The organism is Brevibacterium metallidurans (assembly GCF_037101285.1).
GTDB lineage: Bacteria > Actinomycetota > Actinomycetes > Actinomycetales > Brevibacteriaceae > Brevibacterium > Brevibacterium metallidurans.
Window position 1 is genome coordinate 80,354 of the sequence record NZ_BAAAAF010000002.1, and the last position, 16,288, is coordinate 96,641.

Below are 16,288 nucleotides of genomic sequence, written 5' to 3' on the forward strand. Positions count from 1 at the left end.
GGCACACCTCACCAGCGTAGAGTAGAAGCATCATGACGCAGCCAGAGACGATCCCCGCCGCCGTGCTGAGCGCGGGGGAGAAGATCCAGCTCACCGATCCCAAGGGCCGGATGCACACGATCGTGCTCGCCCCCGGCGAGGTGTTCCACACCCACAAGGGACTCATCGAGCACGACGAGATCATCGGCCGCCCCGAGGGCATCGTGGTGACGAACACCGGCGGGGTCGACTTCCAGATCTTCCGCCCGTTCTACGAGGACTTCGTCCTCTCGATGCCGCGCGGCGCCGCTGTCGTCTACCCGAAGGACTCGGGACTCATCGTCACCCTCGGCGACATCTACCCCGGGGCCACCGTCGTCGAGGCCGGCGTCGGATCCGGAGCCCTGTCGATCGCCCTGCTCCGTGCCGTCGGGCCCACAGGCTCCGTCCATTCGTTCGAACTGCGTGAGGAGTTCGCGCAGATCGCCGCCGGCAACATCGCCGACTTCTTCGACGGCGCCCCCGCGAACTGGGAGGTCACCGTCGGCGACCTCGCCGAGGAGCTGCCCGGCGCGTATCCCCCCGGCACCGTCGACCGGGTCGTCCTCGACATGCTCACCCCGTGGACGGTGCTGCCCGCGGTGAGTGAGGCCCTGGCCCCAGGCGGCGCCGTCGTCGCTTATGTCGCCACGGTGCCCCAGCTCTCCCGCTTCGTCGAGGCGGTGCGGGAATCCGGCTGCTTCAGCGAACCGAACGCGATGGAGTCGATGGTCCGCGGCTGGCACGTCGACGGACTCGCCGTGCGTCCCGACCATCGGATGATCGCCCACACCGGCTTCCTCGTCATCGCCCGCCGGATGGCCCCGGGCAGTGCACCCCTGGAGAAGAAGAAGCGCCCCCAGGGTTCGCCCGCCTCGAGCGCCGATGTCGACGCGTGGACCGGGGGAGAGGTCACGGAGTCCGCGATCGGCACCCGGGTGGCCACCGGCAAGAAGCTGCGGCGGGTGATGCGCGAGGCCGGCAGGCGCCTCGAGCGCACCGGCGAGGACACCGCGGACACCGGCTTCGGAGACACCGAGCAGACCGGCGTCGGCGCCACTGCGCACGGCGCCGTCAGCGACACTGAGCAGGAGGAGGAGAGATGACGGAGACGTCGACCCCCGAGGTCAGGAAGCTGCGTGAGGACACCGCCTCCCTGCGCCAGCAGCTCTACAGCGCCGGCAAGCGGAACGAAGCGCTGTCGAAGACTCTGCGCACCGCCCGGGAGGAGCTCGGACGGATCAAGGAGGAGGCCCGGCGCCTGACCGAGCCCCCGAACAGCTGGGGCACCCTCATCGCCCTGTCCGCGGACGGGCTCACCGGCGACGTCATCGTCGGAGGCAGGCGCATGCGCGTGGCCATCGGCCCAGAGGTCGACCCGGCGGCGCTTGGCACCGGTGCCGACGTGCTCCTCTCCGAGGGACTCGTCATCATCGGAACCGGCGACTTCGCCTCGGTCGGCAGCGTCGTCACCGTCCGCGAGTTCGTCGACGCCACCCGCATCCTCGTCGGCGCCCCCGGCGACGACGAACAGGTCTACGTGCTCAGCCAGGAGCTCATCGACGCAGGCCTGCGCCTCGGCGATGCCGTCGTCGTCGACAGCCGCACCCACTATGCGCTCGAGGTCGTCGAGAAGCCCGAGGTGTCCTCGCTGCTGCTCGAAGAGGTCCCCGACATCACCTACTCCGACATCGGGGGACTGGCCGACCAGATCGGGCAGATCCAGGACGCCGTCGAACTGCCCTTCGAACACCCGCAGCTCTACACCGAGCACGGTCTCAAACCGCCCAAGGGCATCCTCCTCTACGGTCCTCCCGGCTGCGGCAAGACGCTCATCGCCAAGGCCGTGGCGAACTCGCTGGCGGAGAGGACGACGGCCGCTCAGGCGCGCCGCACCTACTTCCTCAACATCAAGGGCCCCGAACTGCTCGACAAGTACGTCGGGGAGACCGAGCGTCAGCTGCGCCTCATCTTCGCCCGCGCCCGCGAGAAGGCTTCCGCGGGCTTCCCCGTCGTCGTCTTCTTCGACGAGATGGAGTCGCTCTTCCGCACCCGCGGCACCGGCAAGTCCTCCGATGTCGAGACGACGATCGTCCCGCAGCTGCTCACCGAGATCGACGGCGTCGAACAGCTCGACAACGTCATCGTCATCGGCGCATCAAACCGGGAGGATCTCATCGACCCGGCGATCCTGCGCCCGGGCCGCCTCGACGTCAAGATCCGCATCGAACGCCCCGACGCCGAGGGCGCCAGGGACATCTTCGGCAAGTACCTCACCGATCAGCTGCCGCTGCACCCGGCGCTGGTGGCCGAACACGGCTCACCCGCGGCCGCGGTGACCGCGCTCATCGGCTTCTGCGTCGAGCGGATGTACGCAGCGACCCCGGAGAACGAGTTCGTCGAAGCGACCTACGCCGACGGCTCCCGCGAGGTCCTCCACTTCTCCGACTTCGCATCGGGGGCGATGATCCACAACATCGTCGACCGGGCGAAGAAGGGCGCGATCAAGTCGCTGCTCGAGACCGGGGAGCGGGGACTGCACCCCGAGCACTTCGCCGAGGCGATCGCCGAGGAGTTCAGCGAGCACGAGGACCTGCCGAACACGACGAACCCCGACGAGTGGGCGCGGATCTCCGGTCGCAAGGGGGAGCGGGTGACCCATCTGCGGATGATGCACCTCGACACGACCCGGGGTGCCCCGGCGCTCGAGTCGGAGATCGCCGAGGCGACTCCGGACTCGGATCTGCTCTAGGTGCTCCGGCCTGCCGGCACTCCGGGCGCTGCTCTAGCGGCGGCGCGAGCGGGTGCCGCCGGCGACGGCGGTGGCGATGATCCTCCACCCGACGAGGGTGATGAGGTTGAGCGTCGTGGCGACGACCATGAAGCTCACCGGCACGACCCCCGGGTCCGAGCCGGCGCCGGTCAGCCCGCGCAGCACGAGCCCGATGAGCACGGTGATCGCCCAGATCCCCGTCCCGGAGTGCAACGGTGAGAGAGGACGGTCCCATACCGCGGTGAGCACCCATGCGAGGCCGAGGCCGGCAAGGAACGGCCACGCGGTGGCGGCGATGCCCGCCGGATCGAGATCGCGCGAATGCGTGTAATGACCGATGATGGTGAACAGGATGACGAGCACGAGGTCGACGACCAGGGCGATGGGGAGATGAGATTTCTTCGCAGCCACGAAGGCGAGTCTAGACGGTGGAGGAGTTGAGATGGTCACGGTGCAACGGGTCATGGGCGCGGAGACGGAGTTCGGGCTGAGCCAGCCTGGCAATCCCCAGGCCAATCCGATGCGCGACTCGGCGCGTGTCGTCGACGCCTACGCGGGTCCCCGCGGGCTGAAGTCCTCGCAGAGCTTCTGGGACTTCGCCACCGAATCCCCGCTGGCCGATGCGCGCGGGTTCCTCATGAACTCAGCCGACGCCGATGCCTCCCAGCTCACGCATCTGCCCGCCGAGGCGGTCGAAGCCGAATACCTCGCCAACGTCGTCACGGAGAACGGCGCCCGCTACTACGTCGACCACGCCCACCCCGAATACTCCTCACCCGAGGTGCTCACCCCCCGCGACCTCGTTCTCTACGACCGGGCCGGTGACCTCGTCGCACTCGACTCGGTGCGGCGTCTCGCGGAGTCCCAGGCCCCCGTCAACCTCTACAAGAACAACACCGACTCGAAGGGCTCGTCGTACGGCACGCATGAGAACTACCTCGTCGACCGCGCCGTCGACTTCGACGACCTCGTCGCCGGTCTCATCCCGTTCTTCGTCACCCGGCAGATCCTCTGCGGCTCCGGCCGCGTGGGTCTGGGTCGGGAAGGGGAGGAGCCGGGCTACCAGATCTCCTCGCGTGCGGACTTCTTCGAAGCCGAGGTCGGGCTCGAGACGACCCTGCGCCGGCCGATCGTCAACACCCGCGACGAACCCCACGCCGACCCGGAGAAGTACCGTCGCCTCCACGTCATCATCGGCGACGCCACCCTGGCCGAGCCCGCCACCCTCGTGCGCTTCGGGTCGACCTCGCTCGTCCTCGGCCTCATCGAGGCAGGACTGGCCCCGCGCCTCGAACTCGCCGACCCTCTGCAGGCCCTGTGGGACGTCAGCCGCGACCTCAGCCTGAGCACCCGTCTGCCCCTGACCGACGGGTCGAGCCTGAGCGCGCTCGAGATCCAGGAGCTCTACTGGTCCGCGTGCGCCGAGCACGCCGACGCCGACGCCGACACGCAGGAAGTTCTCGCCGAATGGCGCCGGTTCCTCACCGGTCTCGCGAGCGACCCGAAGAGCCTGTCCGATTCGATCGACTGGGTGGCCAAGTGGGTGCTCATGGACGGCTACCGGCAGCGTGAGGGACTCGACTGGGACGATCCGAAGCTCGCCCTCATCGACGTCCAGTACCACGACGTGCGCCCGGAGAAGGGGCTCTTCCACAAGCTCGAGCGGGCCGGTCGGATCACCCGGCTGACCACACCCGAAGAAGTCGAGGCGGCCGTGGTCACCCCGCCCGACGGCACCCGGGCCTACCTGCGCTCCGTGGCCGTGACCCGGCTCTCGGACTCCCTCGTCGCCGCGAGCTGGGACTCGCTCGTCTTCGACGCCGGGGAGTACGGTCTCGTGCGCCTGCCGATGAGCGAACCGCGCAAGGGAACCCGCGCTCTGCTGGCGGACAGACTTGCCGGAGTCGACGACGCACTCACCCTGCTGCGCCGTCTCGGAGTGACTAGACTGAGCGCGAGTACGCAAGAGAGAAGGCTGTGATGAGCTCGAACGAACAGATCAACAAGGATCACTCCGCCGGCGGGGACGAGCCCCCGGTCGATCCGCCGCAGGCAGTGTCGGCGCAGATCAACACGGAGAACGTCGATTCGATCCTCGACGAGATCGACAGCGTCCTCGAATCCAACGCCGAGGAGTTCGTCCGCAACTTCGTCCAGAAGGGCGGGCAATGAGATGGCAGGGTTCCCTCCTGCGTATCTGAGCTCGACGAGCAACTCCCTGACCGAACTGCTGCGCGACCTCGCTCCCGAGGCCCTGCCGCGGATGGGCGAGAGGGAGTTCGCCGAGGTCCCCGAGGGCACGACGATCATCTGCTTCCGCACCGCCGACGGCATCCTCATGGCCGGTGACCGGCGGGCGACGATCGGCAACCTCATCGCCTCCCATGCGATGGAGAAGGTCAGGGCCGCCGACGACTTCTCCGTCATCGGCATCGCCGGGACCGCGGGCGTCGCCCTCGACCTCATCCGGCTCTTCCAGCTCGAACTCGAGCACTACGAGAAGATCGAGGACGCCCGGCTGTCTCTGGGCGGCAAGGCCAACCGGCTCGCCGCGATGCTGCGGGGCAACCTCGGCCTGGCGATGCAGGGGCTGACCGTCGTCCCGATGTTCGCCGGGGTCGACGAGTCCCGGCCCGACGGACAGATCTTCAGCTTCGACGTCACCGGAGGCAAGTACGAGGAGCACCGCTTCCATGCGATCGGCTCCGGGTCCGGTTTCGCCCGGGGTGCGCTGAAGAAGCTGTGGCAGCCGGATCTGAGCACCGAGGCGGCGCTCGCGGTGGCCGTCGAAGCGCTCTTCGACGCCGCCGACGACGATTCGGCCACGGGCGGTCCCGACTTCGTCCGGGCGATCGCCCCGACGGTCTTCACCGTCGAACTGGCCACCGGGGTCCGGCAGCTGCCCTCCGAGACGGTGCTCGCCACGGCCGCCGAGGTCGTCGCCGAACGGACCCGGAAGGCGCAGTCATGACCCAGGCCCCGTTCTACGTCTCGCCCGAACAGCTGATGAAGGACCGGGCGGACTTCGCCCGCAAGGGCATCGCCCGGGGACGCTCCGTGGTCGTCCTCCGCTTTGCGGAGGGCATCCTCCTGCTCGCGGAGAATCCCTCACCGACCCTGCACAAGATCGCTGAGATCTACGACCGGATCGGCTTCGCCGCCGTCGGCAAGTACAACGAGTTTGAGACGCTGCGCCAGGCGGGAGTGCGCTACGCCGACCTGCGCGGATACTCCTACGACCGCCGCGACGTCACCGCGCGCGGCCTGACGAACGCCTACGCCCAGACCCTGGCCGGAGTGTTCACCACCGAGTCGAAGCCCTTCGAGGTCGAACTCGTCGTCGCCGAACTCGGGGTCACCCCGACCGAGGACCAGCTCTACCGGATCACCTACGACGGTTCGGTCATCGACGAGACCGAGCACGTCGCGATCGGCGGACAGGCCGATGCGATCACCGACCGGCTCCGCGGGGTCGTCACGAGCACCCAAGCGCTCGACCCGGTGCTGCGCCTCGGCGTCGACGCGCTAGCGGCGACGACCTCGGGCCCGCTGGCCGTCACGGACCTCGAGGCCGCCGTCCTCGACCGGCAGGCGCCGGGTCACCGGAAGTTCCGCCGCCTTCCCGACGCCGTCGTCGCCGACCTCCGAGGGCAGTGATGGCGCGGATCTACGGACTCGAGACGGAGTACGGCCTCGCGCACACCCCGGGGGAGGACCACAAGCGCATCGGTCCCGAGGAGATCGCCCGCTACCTCTTCCGTCCCGTCGTCGAATGGGGACGCTCCTCGAACGTGTTCCTGCCCAACGGCTCCCGCCTCTACCTCGACGTCGGCTCCCACCCGGAGTATGCGACGGCCGAATGCGACAGCCTCGGCGATCTCCTCGCCCAGGATCGGGCCGGGGAGGCCCTGATGATCGACCTGCTCGAGAAGGCGCAGGCGAGCATCGCCGCCGACGGTCTCTCCGGGCGGATCCACATGGTCAAGAACAACACGGACGCGGCCGGCAACTCGTACGGTTCGCATGAGAACTTCCTCATCCGCCGGGGACTCGACTTCAACCGGCTGACCACGGTCCTCCTGCCCTTCCTCGTCACCCGGCAGCTTCTCGTCGGGGCTGGGGCGATCATCCCCCGCACCTCGTCGCTGTCACCGGATGACACCGCCGACCGCGGGGACCTCACGTTCGGCCTCTCCGCCCGCTCCGACGTCATGTGGGAGGGTCTGTCCTCGGCGACGACCCGCTCCCGGCCGATCATCAACGCCCGGGACGAGCCCCACGCGGATGCGGAGAAGTACCGCAGGCTCCACGTCATCGTCGGGGACTCGTCGATGTCGACGGCCACCTCGGCGCTCAAACTCGGCTCCGCCGTGCTCATGCTCGACCTCATCGAACAGGGCGCGCGGATCCCCGACCACGGTCTGCGCCACCCCGTCCGCGACATCCGGGTCGTCGCCCGCGACCTCACCGGGCGCACCCGCCTCGAGCGGACCGACGGGTCGACGACGACGCCGCTGGGACTCCTCGCCGACTACCGCGACCGGGCGGCCCACCTCGTGGAGACCGGCGACCACAGCCTCGGCGAGGACGGACTCGCCGGCTATGTCATCGACCTGTGGACGCGGATGCTCGAGGCCCTCGGATCCCAGGACTTCTCGGCCGTGGACACGGAGATCGACTGGGTGATGAAACGGGCGCTCATCGACCGGGCGATGACGCGCGGAGGCATCGGACTCGCCGACCCGCAGATCCAGCGCCTCGACATCGCCTACCACGACATCACCCCGGCCACGGGCCTCTTCCCGAAGCTCGAGGCGGCCGGACTGGCCAAGCGCCTCGTCACCGTTGACGCCCAGACCGCGGCGAAGGACACGCCGCCGGCGAGCACCCGCGCAGCCGTGCGCGGCGCCTTCATCCGCGCCGCCCACGACGCCCGCCGCGACTACACCGTCGACTGGGTGCATCTGCGGCTCAACGACGAATCCGGCCGCGCCGTCGCGCTCAAAGACCCCTTCTCCCCGACGCATCCGCAGGCCGAGGCTCTCATCGCCGGCCTGTAGGATGCGCTCTGGAGTGATCGAACGAAAGGAACCACGTGCGCACCACAGTGCTCAGTGCCATCGCCGCAGCCGTGCTGCTGCTCTCGGCCTGCGGGCAGAGCGAACCCGAGGACGGCGGGGCCAGCGCCCCCGCCTCGGTGCCGGCCCAGGACGCGAAGTCGACGAGCCTTGACGACATCACCGTCGAGGGGAAGACGGGGGAGAAGCCGAGCGTGAGCTTCGCGGCCCCGCTCGTCGTCGAGAAGACGGAGAGCAAGACGATCGAAAAGGGCACGGGGAAAAAGATCGAAGACGGTGATCGCGTCACCGCGGACATGACGCTCTATTCCGGCAACACCGGAAAGCTTGTTGAATCGAGCTATGACTCCAAGGCGCCAGCGTCAATCATGATGAACATTCCTGGCGATATCTCGCAGGAACTGTACGATGTGCTGATCAAAGCCTCCGTCGGCGAGCGATTCATCATGACGATGAACGGTACTACCCAGTCGGGTCAGCCAGCACAGACACTCGTCTACGTCTTTGACGTAAAAGCCACCGAGAAGCCGCTCACTCGTGCACAGGGCGATAAAGTCGACCAGTCCGGCAACCCTGTCACTGTGACGTGGGCCGACAACGGCGAGCCCAAGATCTCCAAGCCTCAGGGCAAGGCCCCGACGAAGCTCGCGACGTACACGACCATCCAGGGCAATGGTCCCGAGGTCAAGGAAGGTCAGAAAGTCGCTGTGCAGTATTCCGGCTGGCTTTGGGATGACAACTCGAAGTACTTCGACTCGAGCTGGCAGGGAGGACGTACGCCGTTTGCCGTTGAGCCGGTTGGCCAAGCTCCTGTGATCGATGGCTGGAACGAAGGACTCGTCGGCCAGAAGGTCGGCAGCCAGATCGTCCTCGTCATTCCTCCGGACAAAGGCTACGGCGAGGCGGGCAGCCCTCCGAAGATCCCGGCGAACGCGACCCTCGTCTTCGTAATCGACATTCTCTCCGCCGTAGGCTGAGAGTTCTGTACCCTTCACAACGAGAACTTCAAGAGACAGGAGACCCATCATGAGCAAGCAGAAGCCCGACGTCGACTTCCCCGGCGGCGACGCCCCCACCGAACTCGTCATCGTCGATGACATCATCGGCGAGGGCCCCGAGGCGAAGGCCGGGGACACCGTGAGCGTCAACTACGTCGGTGTCGCCCATTCGACCGGCGAGGAGTTCGACGCCTCGTACAACCGCGGCACCCCGCTCGAGTTCCGCCTCGGCTCCGGCATGGTCATCGCCGGCTGGGACCAGGGCATCCAGGGCATGAAGGTCGGCGGTCGCCGCACCCTGCAGATCCCGCCGCACCTCGCCTACGGCGATCAGGGCGCCGGCGGGGTCATCAAGCCCGGTGAGAGCCTCATCTTCGTGTGCGACCTCGAAGGAATCCGCTAGTCGGAGGTCGCCGCCAGGCTCCTCTCAGAGGAGGCCGGCCGCATATCTGCCCGCCGCGGCGGCAGCGAGGAACGCTGCCGCATCGGCGGGCAGTCTGCGTCCCATGGTCGACAGACCCACGGGAGTGCCCTCAAGCGCCTGCCACAGACCGGTGAGGTCGACGTCGACGAGCTCATGGTCGGAGAGTCTCGGCAGCTGCTCGGCCACCGTGTCGGCGATGACTGCGGGATCCGGGTCCATCTGCGCACGCTCGGTCTCCGTGAGCGTGGTGAAGTCCGGCACGGGCACGCGGACCCCGGGGCGGGCGATCTCCGACAGGGAGGTCAGGGTGTGGTGGGAGATGCCGAAATGGCGTCCGCGGGCGTCGGCGTTCGACATCCGCAGCACCCCGATGGGGACCCCGCCGAGGAGGGCGGCGGCATTGAGGTGCTCGCCGGTGACGAGACCGGAGAACCCGTACTTCGTGCCGGTGCCGAGGTTCCCGGGGCCCTGGGCGACGACGGCGATGTCGGCGCCGAGGACGTGCTTGGCGGCGAGCAGTCCCGTGTGGATCGTCACGGCCTCGAAGTCCGCGCCCCACGACTGTCCGGTGCTCACACTCCCGGTGATCCAGCCGGCCTCCTTGAGCCCGGCGACCGCCTGCGAGAACGCCGCCGGCAGGGCGGCCCCGTCGCTGAGGACGTAGGCGATGCGCGCCTGCGGGTTGTCGGCTCGGATGCCCGCGACGATCGCGGGCAGGGCCGAGTGGAGGTCGGCGACGAGGACGGGCATGCCCCCGATCGACTCCGCCTCGGCCAGCACCCCATGATGCTCCGACTCCTGGTCGTCGACGCCGAGCACCATCGTCTGCAGCGGCGAGTAGCGGTCCTTGACTAGATGGCCGGGACCGGGCGGGGAATCGGCGGGCAGGCGCTCGGGCAGGGCCACGATGAGACCGAAACCGCCGGTGCCCAGGCGTTTGGCCAGGGCCGAGACGTTGAGCAGCACGGTGTCGCCGACCTCGGGTTCGCCCACGGCATCGGTGTAGGCGATCGCCCTGATCGAGTCGACCTCGGAACCCGGCAGCGGGGACTCGAGGGCGGCGTCGACCTCGGTGAGGCCGGGACGGGAGCTGCGGATGGCTGTGACGGTGCCTGTGCGCCAATGGATCATGCCCCCAACCCTAACCCGCGCACCCGCCGGGATCGGCTACGGTGGAGTCTGTGAACTCTCAACGTCCCAACCGGCAGCGGCAGCAGACCGAGCGTCTGATGAACCTGCTCATCGCGCTGCGCGCGGCCCGCGGCTGGGTGTCCAGGCGCACGCTGATGAGTGCGATCGACGGCTACCAAGACCTCGACGACACGGCGTTCGACCGCAAGTTCTCCCGGGACAAGGAGCTGCTGCGGCACATGGGGATCACGATCGCCACCCGCGCCGAACACGACGCGTACTCCGATGTCGGAGAGACCGGCTACCGCATCTCGACGGATGACTATGCGATGGGCGACGTCGACCTCACCCCCTCCGAGGCCGCCGCGGTCGCGGTGGCCGCACGGTTCTGGTCGGACACCGAGCTGAGCGAATCGAGTGCGCAGGCGCTGACGAAGCTGCGCGCGCTCGGCCTCGAACTCGACGACGACGCTCCCGGCCTCGGCTTCGGACCCGGGGCGGCGAGCAAGTTGGGGAATGCGAACTTCGCCACCGCCCTGCACCACATCAACGCCCGGGAGGCGGTCGGGTTCAAATACCACAAGCCCGGTCAGAGCCCCCGGAAGGTCCGGCTCGAACCCTACGCCCTGCTCAGCCGCGGCGACCGGGTCTACCTCGTCGGCAACGACCTCGACCGGGACGCCGAACGGACGTTCCGGCTCACCCGGATCGAGGGCAGGCTCGGGCGCCTCGGCGGGCGGGAGGCCGGGGACTACGAGATCCCCGCCGACTTCGTGCCCCAGGTCTCGCTCAATGCGAGCACGGAGATGGCCGTCGTCGACGAAGCGGTCCTCACCATCGCCGCGCACCGCGCCGATCCGCTGCGCCGGCGCGCCGTGAGCGTCGACGGGGCCACCCACATCGTCGAGTACTCCGATGCCGCGACCCTGGCCGCGGAGATCGTCGGCTACGGCGACGCGGTGACAGTCACCGGCCCCGAGGAGCTCGTCCGCGCCGTCGACCGGCGCCGGCAGGTCATCGCCGAGGCCCTGGAGCGACTGGGAGGCCGCAATGTCCTCAGCGCGTGAACGCCTCACCCGATTGCTCAGCCTCGTCCCCTACCTCGACGCCCACCCCGGTGCCGACCTCGAGGAGACCGCCGCGTACTTCGGCATCGATGCGGCCACCCTCATCGACGACCTCGAGCTCCTCTTCGTCACCGGTCGTCCCGGGCACATGCCCGATGACCTCATCGACGCGACCTGGGACGGCGGGAAGATCTTCATCTCCAACGCCGAGGAGGTCTCCGTGCCCGTGCGGCTGAGCGCCGAGGAGGCGGGCCTGCTCGTCCTCGCCCTCGAACTCATCGACGCCCTCCCCGGTCTCGACGCCGAGGCGGTGCGCACGGCCGCGACGAAGCTGCGGGTGGCGGCGGGGGAGAACCTCCACACGCCCGTCGACGTCAGCCCCGTCCCCGCCGACGCCGAACTCATGACCGCGTTGAAGTCCTTCATCGACGAGAGCACGGCCGTCGAGATCGACTACTACGTCGCATCCCGGGACGAACTGACCACTCGGGTCATCGCCCCCACCCGGCTCGTGCCCGGCGCCGACTGGTACCTCGACGCGTGGTGCTATTCGGCGCAGGCCCCAAGGCGGTTCGCGCTCTCCCGCATCCGCCAGTGGTCGGAGACCGGGCATCCGCCCATCGGCACGGGTGCGCCCGCGCCTGCACCGATTGAGGTGACGATGACGCTGAGCGCCGAAGGCGCGTGGCTGGCCGATGAACTCGATGTGAACGAACGGACCTACTCCGGCGACGGCAGCGTGGCGGTGCGGTTCTCCGTCCATTCGACCGACTGGCTCAGCCGCTTCCTCCTCGGTCACGCCGAGGTCATCGCCGACATCGACGCCCCCGACGCCGTCGCAGCGGCCAGGGCGCGCCTCGGCTGAGCGGATGAAAGGCTCAGCCGCACAGCGTAGAATCGATCTGAGCAATCTAAGGAGCTTCCATGAACCTCAGCCCCATGCACATCGCCGTGGTGGTCATCGTCATCATCCTCATCTTCGGCGCTCCCAAGCTGCCGATGCTGGCCAGGAGCCTCGGCCAGTCGCTGAAGATCTTCAAGTCCGAGGTCAAGGACCTCCGCGACGACAAGGATGAGAAGACGACCGAGCCGGGAGAGCTCGGCCGTGAGACGGGTCAGTCGACCCCGACGACGCCGACCGCCGACGCGCCCGAGCCGGCGGCGCACAGGAACCAGGATCCGCAGTCACGCGAGAAGTGAAAGACAGCAGCGAACGGTCGGGTAAGACCTCGAGGAAGAAGAACCCTGAGAAGAGGATGCCCGTCATGGGGCACCTCGTCGAACTGCGCAATCGGTTCTTCATCGCAGCGATCGCGATCGTCCTCGGCGCCGTGGGCGGCTGGTTCCTCTACGATCCGGTCCTCGACATCCTCCAGGAGCCGATCCGCACGATCAACGACTCGACGGGCCGGATGGCGGAGATCAACTTCGCCGGAGTCGCCTCCCCGTTCGACATGAAGATCAAGCTCTCCCTCTTCATCGGGCTCTTCATCTCGTGTCCGATCTGGCTCTACCAGGTGTGGGCGTTCGTCGTCCCCGGCCTGACGAGCAAGGAGAAGCGCTACTCGTTCGGGTTCCTCGGCGCCGCCGTCCCGCTCTTCCTCGCCGGGTCCGCGATGGCGTTCTTCGCCCTGCCCAACGCGGTGAAGGCCCTGACCTCGTTCACCCCGCAGGGGGCGACGAACATCATCCCCGCCCAGGACTACCTGACGTTCGTCATGATCATCATCGTCGTCTTCGGCATCGCCTTCGTCCTGCCCGTGCTCATGGTGGGACTGAACATGCTCGGCATCCTCTCGGCGACGCGGATCCGCAAGTCGTGGCGGATCATCGTCATGATCGTCTTCGTCTTCGCCGCGATCGCCACCCCGACCCCCGATGCGATGTCGATGTTCTTCCTCGTCATCCCCATGATCACCCTGTTCTGCCTCGCGTGGGGCGTGTGCGTGCTGAACGACCGCAGGCGCAGGCGCAAGCTCGTCGCCCAGGGCCTGTGGGTCGACCCCGAGGAGCTCGACGAACCCGAGAAGAGGAATCCATGACCAAGCGTGCCGGCACCGACATCGATCCCGCCGGCTCCGAGGCGGTGGGCTCGGCCGAGGCGCTCAGCCCCGCTGAGGCCTATGCGCAGTTCCGGGCCCGTGCCGAACGGGAGCAGACCCCGCTGGGTCGCTTCCTCGCCCGCACGGACTTCGACCTCGACGACTTCCAGATCCAGGCGTGCACCGAGCTTCAGGAGGGCAAGGATGTCCTCGTCACCGCCCCGACGGGCGCGGGCAAGACCATCATCGCCGAATTCGCCGTCGACCTCGCGATGGACGCGGGCACCCGGGTCTTCTACACCACCCCGATCAAGGCACTGAGCAACCAGAAGTTCGCCGACCTCGTGGCCGTGCACGGGGAGGAGAACGTCGGCCTGCTCACCGGGGACACGACGATCCGCCGGGATGCGCCGATCATCGTCATGACCACCGAGGTCCTGCGGAACATGCTCTACAACGATCCGGGGGGACTGACCGACCTCGGCTTCGTCGTCCTCGACGAGGTGCACTACCTCGCCGACCGCTTCCGCGGACCCGTGTGGGAAGAGGTGATCATCCACCTTCCCGAACGCGTCCAGGTCGTCTCCCTGTCCGCGACCGTGTCCAACGTCGAGGAGTTCGGCGCATGGCTGCGCGAGGTGCGCGGGCCGACCACGGTGATCTCGACCTCGCACCGACCCGTGCCGCTGGTCAACCATGCTCTCGTCGGGCATCGGATGTACGACCTGTTCACCCACCAGGACTCCGAGCGCATCGACCCGGCGCTCACGCATGCGACCCGCACGTACGGCGGCCCGCGGTCGAAGCGGGAGAAGGGCGCCCGGTCGCGGTTCCGGCGTCCCAGCCGCACCCAGATCGTCGCCTCCCTCGCCGAGGCGGGGATGTTGCCGGCGATCATGTTCATCTTCTCCCGCAACGGCTGCGACGAAGCCGTCGAGCAGTACATCGCCACGGGCGCCGACCTCAATTCGCGCGAGGACAAGGTCATCGTCAATGCCGCCCTCGAGCGACTGCGCGAGGAGCTGCCGGCCGAGGACCTCGGCATCCTCGGCTACCATTCGTTCCGCGAAGGCCTCCTCCTCGGCGTCGCCGCCCACCATGCGGGGATGATCCCGCAGTTCAAGGAACTCGTCGAGGAGCTGTTCTCCGCCGGGGTCATCAAGGTCGTCTTCGCCACGGAGACGCTGGCGCTGGGCATCAACATGCCCGCCCGCACCGTCGTGCTCGAGAAGCTCGTGAAGTTCAACGGCGAAGCCCACGTCTCGATCACGCCGGGGGAGTACACGCAGCTGACCGGGCGGGCGGGCCGGCGCGGCATCGACCGGATCGGCCACGCCGTCGTCGTGTGGCATCCGACGATGGACATCAGCGAAGTCGCCGGGCTCGCCTCGAACCGGTCGTACGCGCTCGGTTCGGCCTTCGGCCCCACGTACAACATGACGGCCAATCTGCTCTCGCGGATGAGCCCGGCCGATGCCGCGAAGGTGCTCGAGACATCGTTCGCCCAGTTCCAGGCCGACAAGGCCGTCGTCGGGCTCGCCCGGAAGGTGCGCAAGAACGAGGCGACGATCGCCGCGTATGAGAAGTCGATGCACTGCGACCGCGGCGACTTCGCGGAGTACGCGGCCCTGCGCCGGGAGATCTCGGAGACGGAGAAGCAGGAGACGCAGACGAAGACGAAGGTCAGGCAGCGTGAGATCGTCGAATCGCTGTCGGCGCTCAAGGTCGGCGACGTCATCACCCTGCCCGCCCGTCGGGTCGAGGGAACAGCCGTGATCATCGCCCCGATGTCCTCCCGCGACGGGGTCTCACGTCTGCCCACCGTGCTCACCGAGCAGGGCAAGGTCTGGCATCTGCGCCCCCACGAGGTGACCCAACCGGTGGCGCCCATGGGCCGGATCAAGGTCCCGAAGAAGTTCAACCATCGGCAGGCCGCGGACCGGCGGGCGCTGCTGGGGATCCTCGCCGAGGCGGTCGCCGACGGCCGCGTCGACCGCGACGTCCGCTGGGTGTCCCGACAGACCCCCGGCGGGGTGAGCGCATCCGTGTCCGAACTCACCGCGCGCATGCGCGCCCATCCGTGCCATGACTGCCCGGATCGGGAGATGCACGCCCGGTGGGCGAATCGGGCGGCGAAGCTCGAGAAGGAGAACGCGTCCCTGATCAAGCGCATCGAGGGCCGCACGACGTCGATCGCCCTCGTCTTCGAACGCGTGCAGGAGGTGCTGTCTACCCTCGGCTTCGATCCCGAGCACGCCGACATGCTCCGCCGCATCTACGGTGAGCGGGACCTCCTCGTCGCGCTCACGGTGCGGGCAGGACTCTGGGATCGGCTCACCGAACCCGAACTCGCAGCCTTCGCCTCGTGCTTCGTCTACCAGGCCAGGCGCAGCGAGAGCTTCCACGCCGAGCGCGCCCCGAGCCGTGACCTCAAGGTCGCAGGCGATGAGGCGATCGACCTGTGGCGGGAGCTCTTCCGGCTCGAAGAGCAGCATGCGCTCACCCCCACCCCGGAACCCGACCGGGGCCTCTTCGTCCCGATGTTCCGGTGGACGGAGGGCAAGAACCTCGCCGAGTCGCTGCGGGGCACCGACATAGCCGCCGGCGACTTCGTCCGCTGGGCGAAGCAGACCCTCGACCTGCTCGGTCAGGTCGCCGAGGTGTGCCCGCCGGAGACGGCCGTGCGCATCCGGCGCACGATCGAAGCCGTGCGCCGCGGCGTCGTCGCCGACACCTGAGCCTGCGGGCAGGGCTGCG

General features: G+C 68.4%; 16 protein-coding genes. 14 read left to right on the plus strand and 2 right to left on the minus strand.

The window, feature by feature from the left end:
* Positions 1-32: 32 nt before the first annotated feature.
* A complete protein-coding gene (locus AACX88_RS02990) occupies positions 33-1,124 on the plus strand; it encodes a tRNA (adenine-N1)-methyltransferase (protein WP_339391625.1) in 1,092 nt (363 codons plus the stop codon).
* Positions 1,121-2,770: a proteasome ATPase gene (gene arc, locus AACX88_RS02995; protein WP_339391626.1), complete on the plus strand. Its 1,650-nt coding sequence runs from the start codon at positions 1,121-1,123 to the stop codon at positions 2,768-2,770. Before AACX88_RS02990 ends, arc begins: the two co-directional genes overlap by 4 nt.
* 33 nt (positions 2,771-2,803) lie before the next feature.
* Here the strand turns inward: arc and AACX88_RS03000 are convergent, their stop codons facing one another.
* Positions 2,804-3,202, minus strand: a complete 399-nt coding sequence (locus AACX88_RS03000; protein WP_339391627.1) for a DUF3054 domain-containing protein — start codon at positions 3,200-3,202, stop codon at positions 2,804-2,806.
* A gap of 31 nt (positions 3,203-3,233) precedes the next feature.
* Between AACX88_RS03000 and dop the strand changes: the two genes are divergently transcribed.
* From dop to AACX88_RS03035, 7 genes are read left to right on the plus strand one after another with little or no spacing between them, the layout of a single operon-like run.
* The gene (gene dop / locus AACX88_RS03005) at positions 3,234-4,772 is read left to right on the plus strand and encodes a depupylase/deamidase Dop (protein ID WP_339391628.1); all 1,539 of its coding nucleotides are present in this window, start codon (positions 3,234-3,236) and stop codon (positions 4,770-4,772) included.
* Entirely contained in the window at positions 4,772-4,963 is a 192-nt protein-coding gene (locus tag AACX88_RS03010; protein WP_095375555.1) for a ubiquitin-like protein Pup, read from the plus strand. Before dop ends, AACX88_RS03010 begins: the two co-directional genes overlap by 1 nt.
* A 1-nt stretch (position 4,964) precedes the next feature.
* Positions 4,965-5,762, plus strand: a complete 798-nt coding sequence (gene prcB, locus AACX88_RS03015; protein ID WP_339391629.1) for a proteasome subunit beta — start codon at positions 4,965-4,967, stop codon at positions 5,760-5,762.
* On the plus strand, positions 5,759-6,448 hold the full coding sequence (gene prcA / locus AACX88_RS03020; RefSeq protein WP_339391630.1) for a proteasome subunit alpha: 690 nt from the start codon (positions 5,759-5,761) through the stop codon (positions 6,446-6,448). Before prcB ends, prcA begins: the two co-directional genes overlap by 4 nt.
* Positions 6,448-7,851, plus strand: a complete 1,404-nt coding sequence (gene pafA / locus AACX88_RS03025; RefSeq protein ID WP_339391631.1) for a Pup--protein ligase — start codon at positions 6,448-6,450, stop codon at positions 7,849-7,851. The genes prcA and pafA overlap by 1 nt, the downstream gene beginning before the upstream one ends.
* Before the next feature lie 35 nt (positions 7,852-7,886).
* Entirely contained in the window at positions 7,887-8,846 is a 960-nt protein-coding gene (locus tag AACX88_RS03030; protein ID WP_339391632.1) for an FKBP-type peptidyl-prolyl cis-trans isomerase, read from the plus strand.
* 49 nt (positions 8,847-8,895) lie between these two features.
* Entirely contained in the window at positions 8,896-9,270 is a 375-nt protein-coding gene (locus tag AACX88_RS03035; RefSeq protein WP_339391633.1) for an FKBP-type peptidyl-prolyl cis-trans isomerase, read from the plus strand.
* 24 nt (positions 9,271-9,294) lie between these two features.
* Here the strand turns inward: AACX88_RS03035 and AACX88_RS03040 are convergent, their stop codons facing one another.
* On the minus strand, positions 9,295-10,422 hold the full coding sequence (locus AACX88_RS03040) for a DUF3866 family protein (protein ID WP_339391634.1): 1,128 nt from the start codon (positions 10,420-10,422) through the stop codon (positions 9,295-9,297).
* A 50-nt stretch (positions 10,423-10,472) separates the two neighbouring features.
* Between AACX88_RS03040 and AACX88_RS03045 the strand changes: the two genes are divergently transcribed.
* From AACX88_RS03045 to AACX88_RS03065, 5 genes are read left to right on the plus strand one after another with little or no spacing between them, the layout of a single operon-like run.
* On the plus strand, positions 10,473-11,489 hold the full coding sequence (locus AACX88_RS03045) for a helix-turn-helix transcriptional regulator (RefSeq protein WP_339391635.1): 1,017 nt from the start codon (positions 10,473-10,475) through the stop codon (positions 11,487-11,489).
* Positions 11,473-12,354, plus strand: a complete 882-nt coding sequence (locus AACX88_RS03050) for a WYL domain-containing transcriptional regulator (protein ID WP_339391636.1) — start codon at positions 11,473-11,475, stop codon at positions 12,352-12,354. The genes AACX88_RS03045 and AACX88_RS03050 overlap by 17 nt, the downstream gene beginning before the upstream one ends.
* Before the next feature lie 59 nt (positions 12,355-12,413).
* Positions 12,414-12,689 carry a Sec-independent protein translocase subunit TatA gene (gene tatA, locus AACX88_RS03055; RefSeq protein ID WP_339391637.1) on the plus strand — a complete coding sequence of 92 codons (276 nt, stop codon included), beginning with the start codon at positions 12,414-12,416 and terminating at the stop codon, positions 12,687-12,689.
* Positions 12,690-12,745: 56 nt separating this feature from the next.
* Complete coding sequence (gene tatC, locus AACX88_RS03060; protein ID WP_339391973.1) at positions 12,746-13,531, plus strand: twin-arginine translocase subunit TatC; 786 nt, start codon at positions 12,746-12,748, stop codon at positions 13,529-13,531.
* Positions 13,528-16,269, plus strand: coding sequence for a DEAD/DEAH box helicase (locus AACX88_RS03065; protein ID WP_339391638.1), 2,742 nt, complete (start codon positions 13,528-13,530; stop codon positions 16,267-16,269). The genes tatC and AACX88_RS03065 overlap by 4 nt, the downstream gene beginning before the upstream one ends.
* The last annotated feature ends 19 nt before the right edge of the window (positions 16,270-16,288 follow it).

Excerpts from the sequence above, each read along its gene's own strand:
- AACX88_RS03065 (WP_339391638.1), top strand. The coding sequence starts at position 13,528 with ATGACCAAGCGTGCCGGCACCGACATCGATCCCGCCGGCTCCGAGGCG.
- tatA (WP_339391637.1), top strand. The coding sequence starts at position 12,414 with ATGAACCTCAGCCCCATGCACATCGCCGTGGTGGTCATCGTCATCATC.
- tatC (WP_339391973.1), top strand. The coding sequence starts at position 12,746 with ATGCCCGTCATGGGGCACCTCGTCGAACTGCGCAATCGGTTCTTCATC.
- prcA (WP_339391630.1), top strand. The coding sequence starts at position 5,759 with ATGACCCAGGCCCCGTTCTACGTCTCGCCCGAACAGCTGATGAAGGAC.
- arc (WP_339391626.1), top strand. The coding sequence starts at position 1,121 with ATGACGGAGACGTCGACCCCCGAGGTCAGGAAGCTGCGTGAGGACACC.
- pafA (WP_339391631.1), top strand. The coding sequence starts at position 6,448 with ATGGCGCGGATCTACGGACTCGAGACGGAGTACGGCCTCGCGCACACC.
- AACX88_RS03035 (WP_339391633.1), top strand. The coding sequence starts at position 8,896 with ATGAGCAAGCAGAAGCCCGACGTCGACTTCCCCGGCGGCGACGCCCCC.
- AACX88_RS03040 (WP_339391634.1), bottom strand. The coding sequence starts at position 10,422 with ATGATCCATTGGCGCACAGGCACCGTCACAGCCATCCGCAGCTCCCGT.
- dop (WP_339391628.1), top strand. The coding sequence starts at position 3,234 with ATGGTCACGGTGCAACGGGTCATGGGCGCGGAGACGGAGTTCGGGCTG.
- AACX88_RS03010 (WP_095375555.1), top strand. The coding sequence starts at position 4,772 with ATGAGCTCGAACGAACAGATCAACAAGGATCACTCCGCCGGCGGGGAC.
- prcB (WP_339391629.1), top strand. The coding sequence starts at position 4,965 with ATGGCAGGGTTCCCTCCTGCGTATCTGAGCTCGACGAGCAACTCCCTG.
- AACX88_RS03050 (WP_339391636.1), top strand. The coding sequence starts at position 11,473 with ATGTCCTCAGCGCGTGAACGCCTCACCCGATTGCTCAGCCTCGTCCCC.
- AACX88_RS02990 (WP_339391625.1), top strand. The coding sequence starts at position 33 with ATGACGCAGCCAGAGACGATCCCCGCCGCCGTGCTGAGCGCGGGGGAG.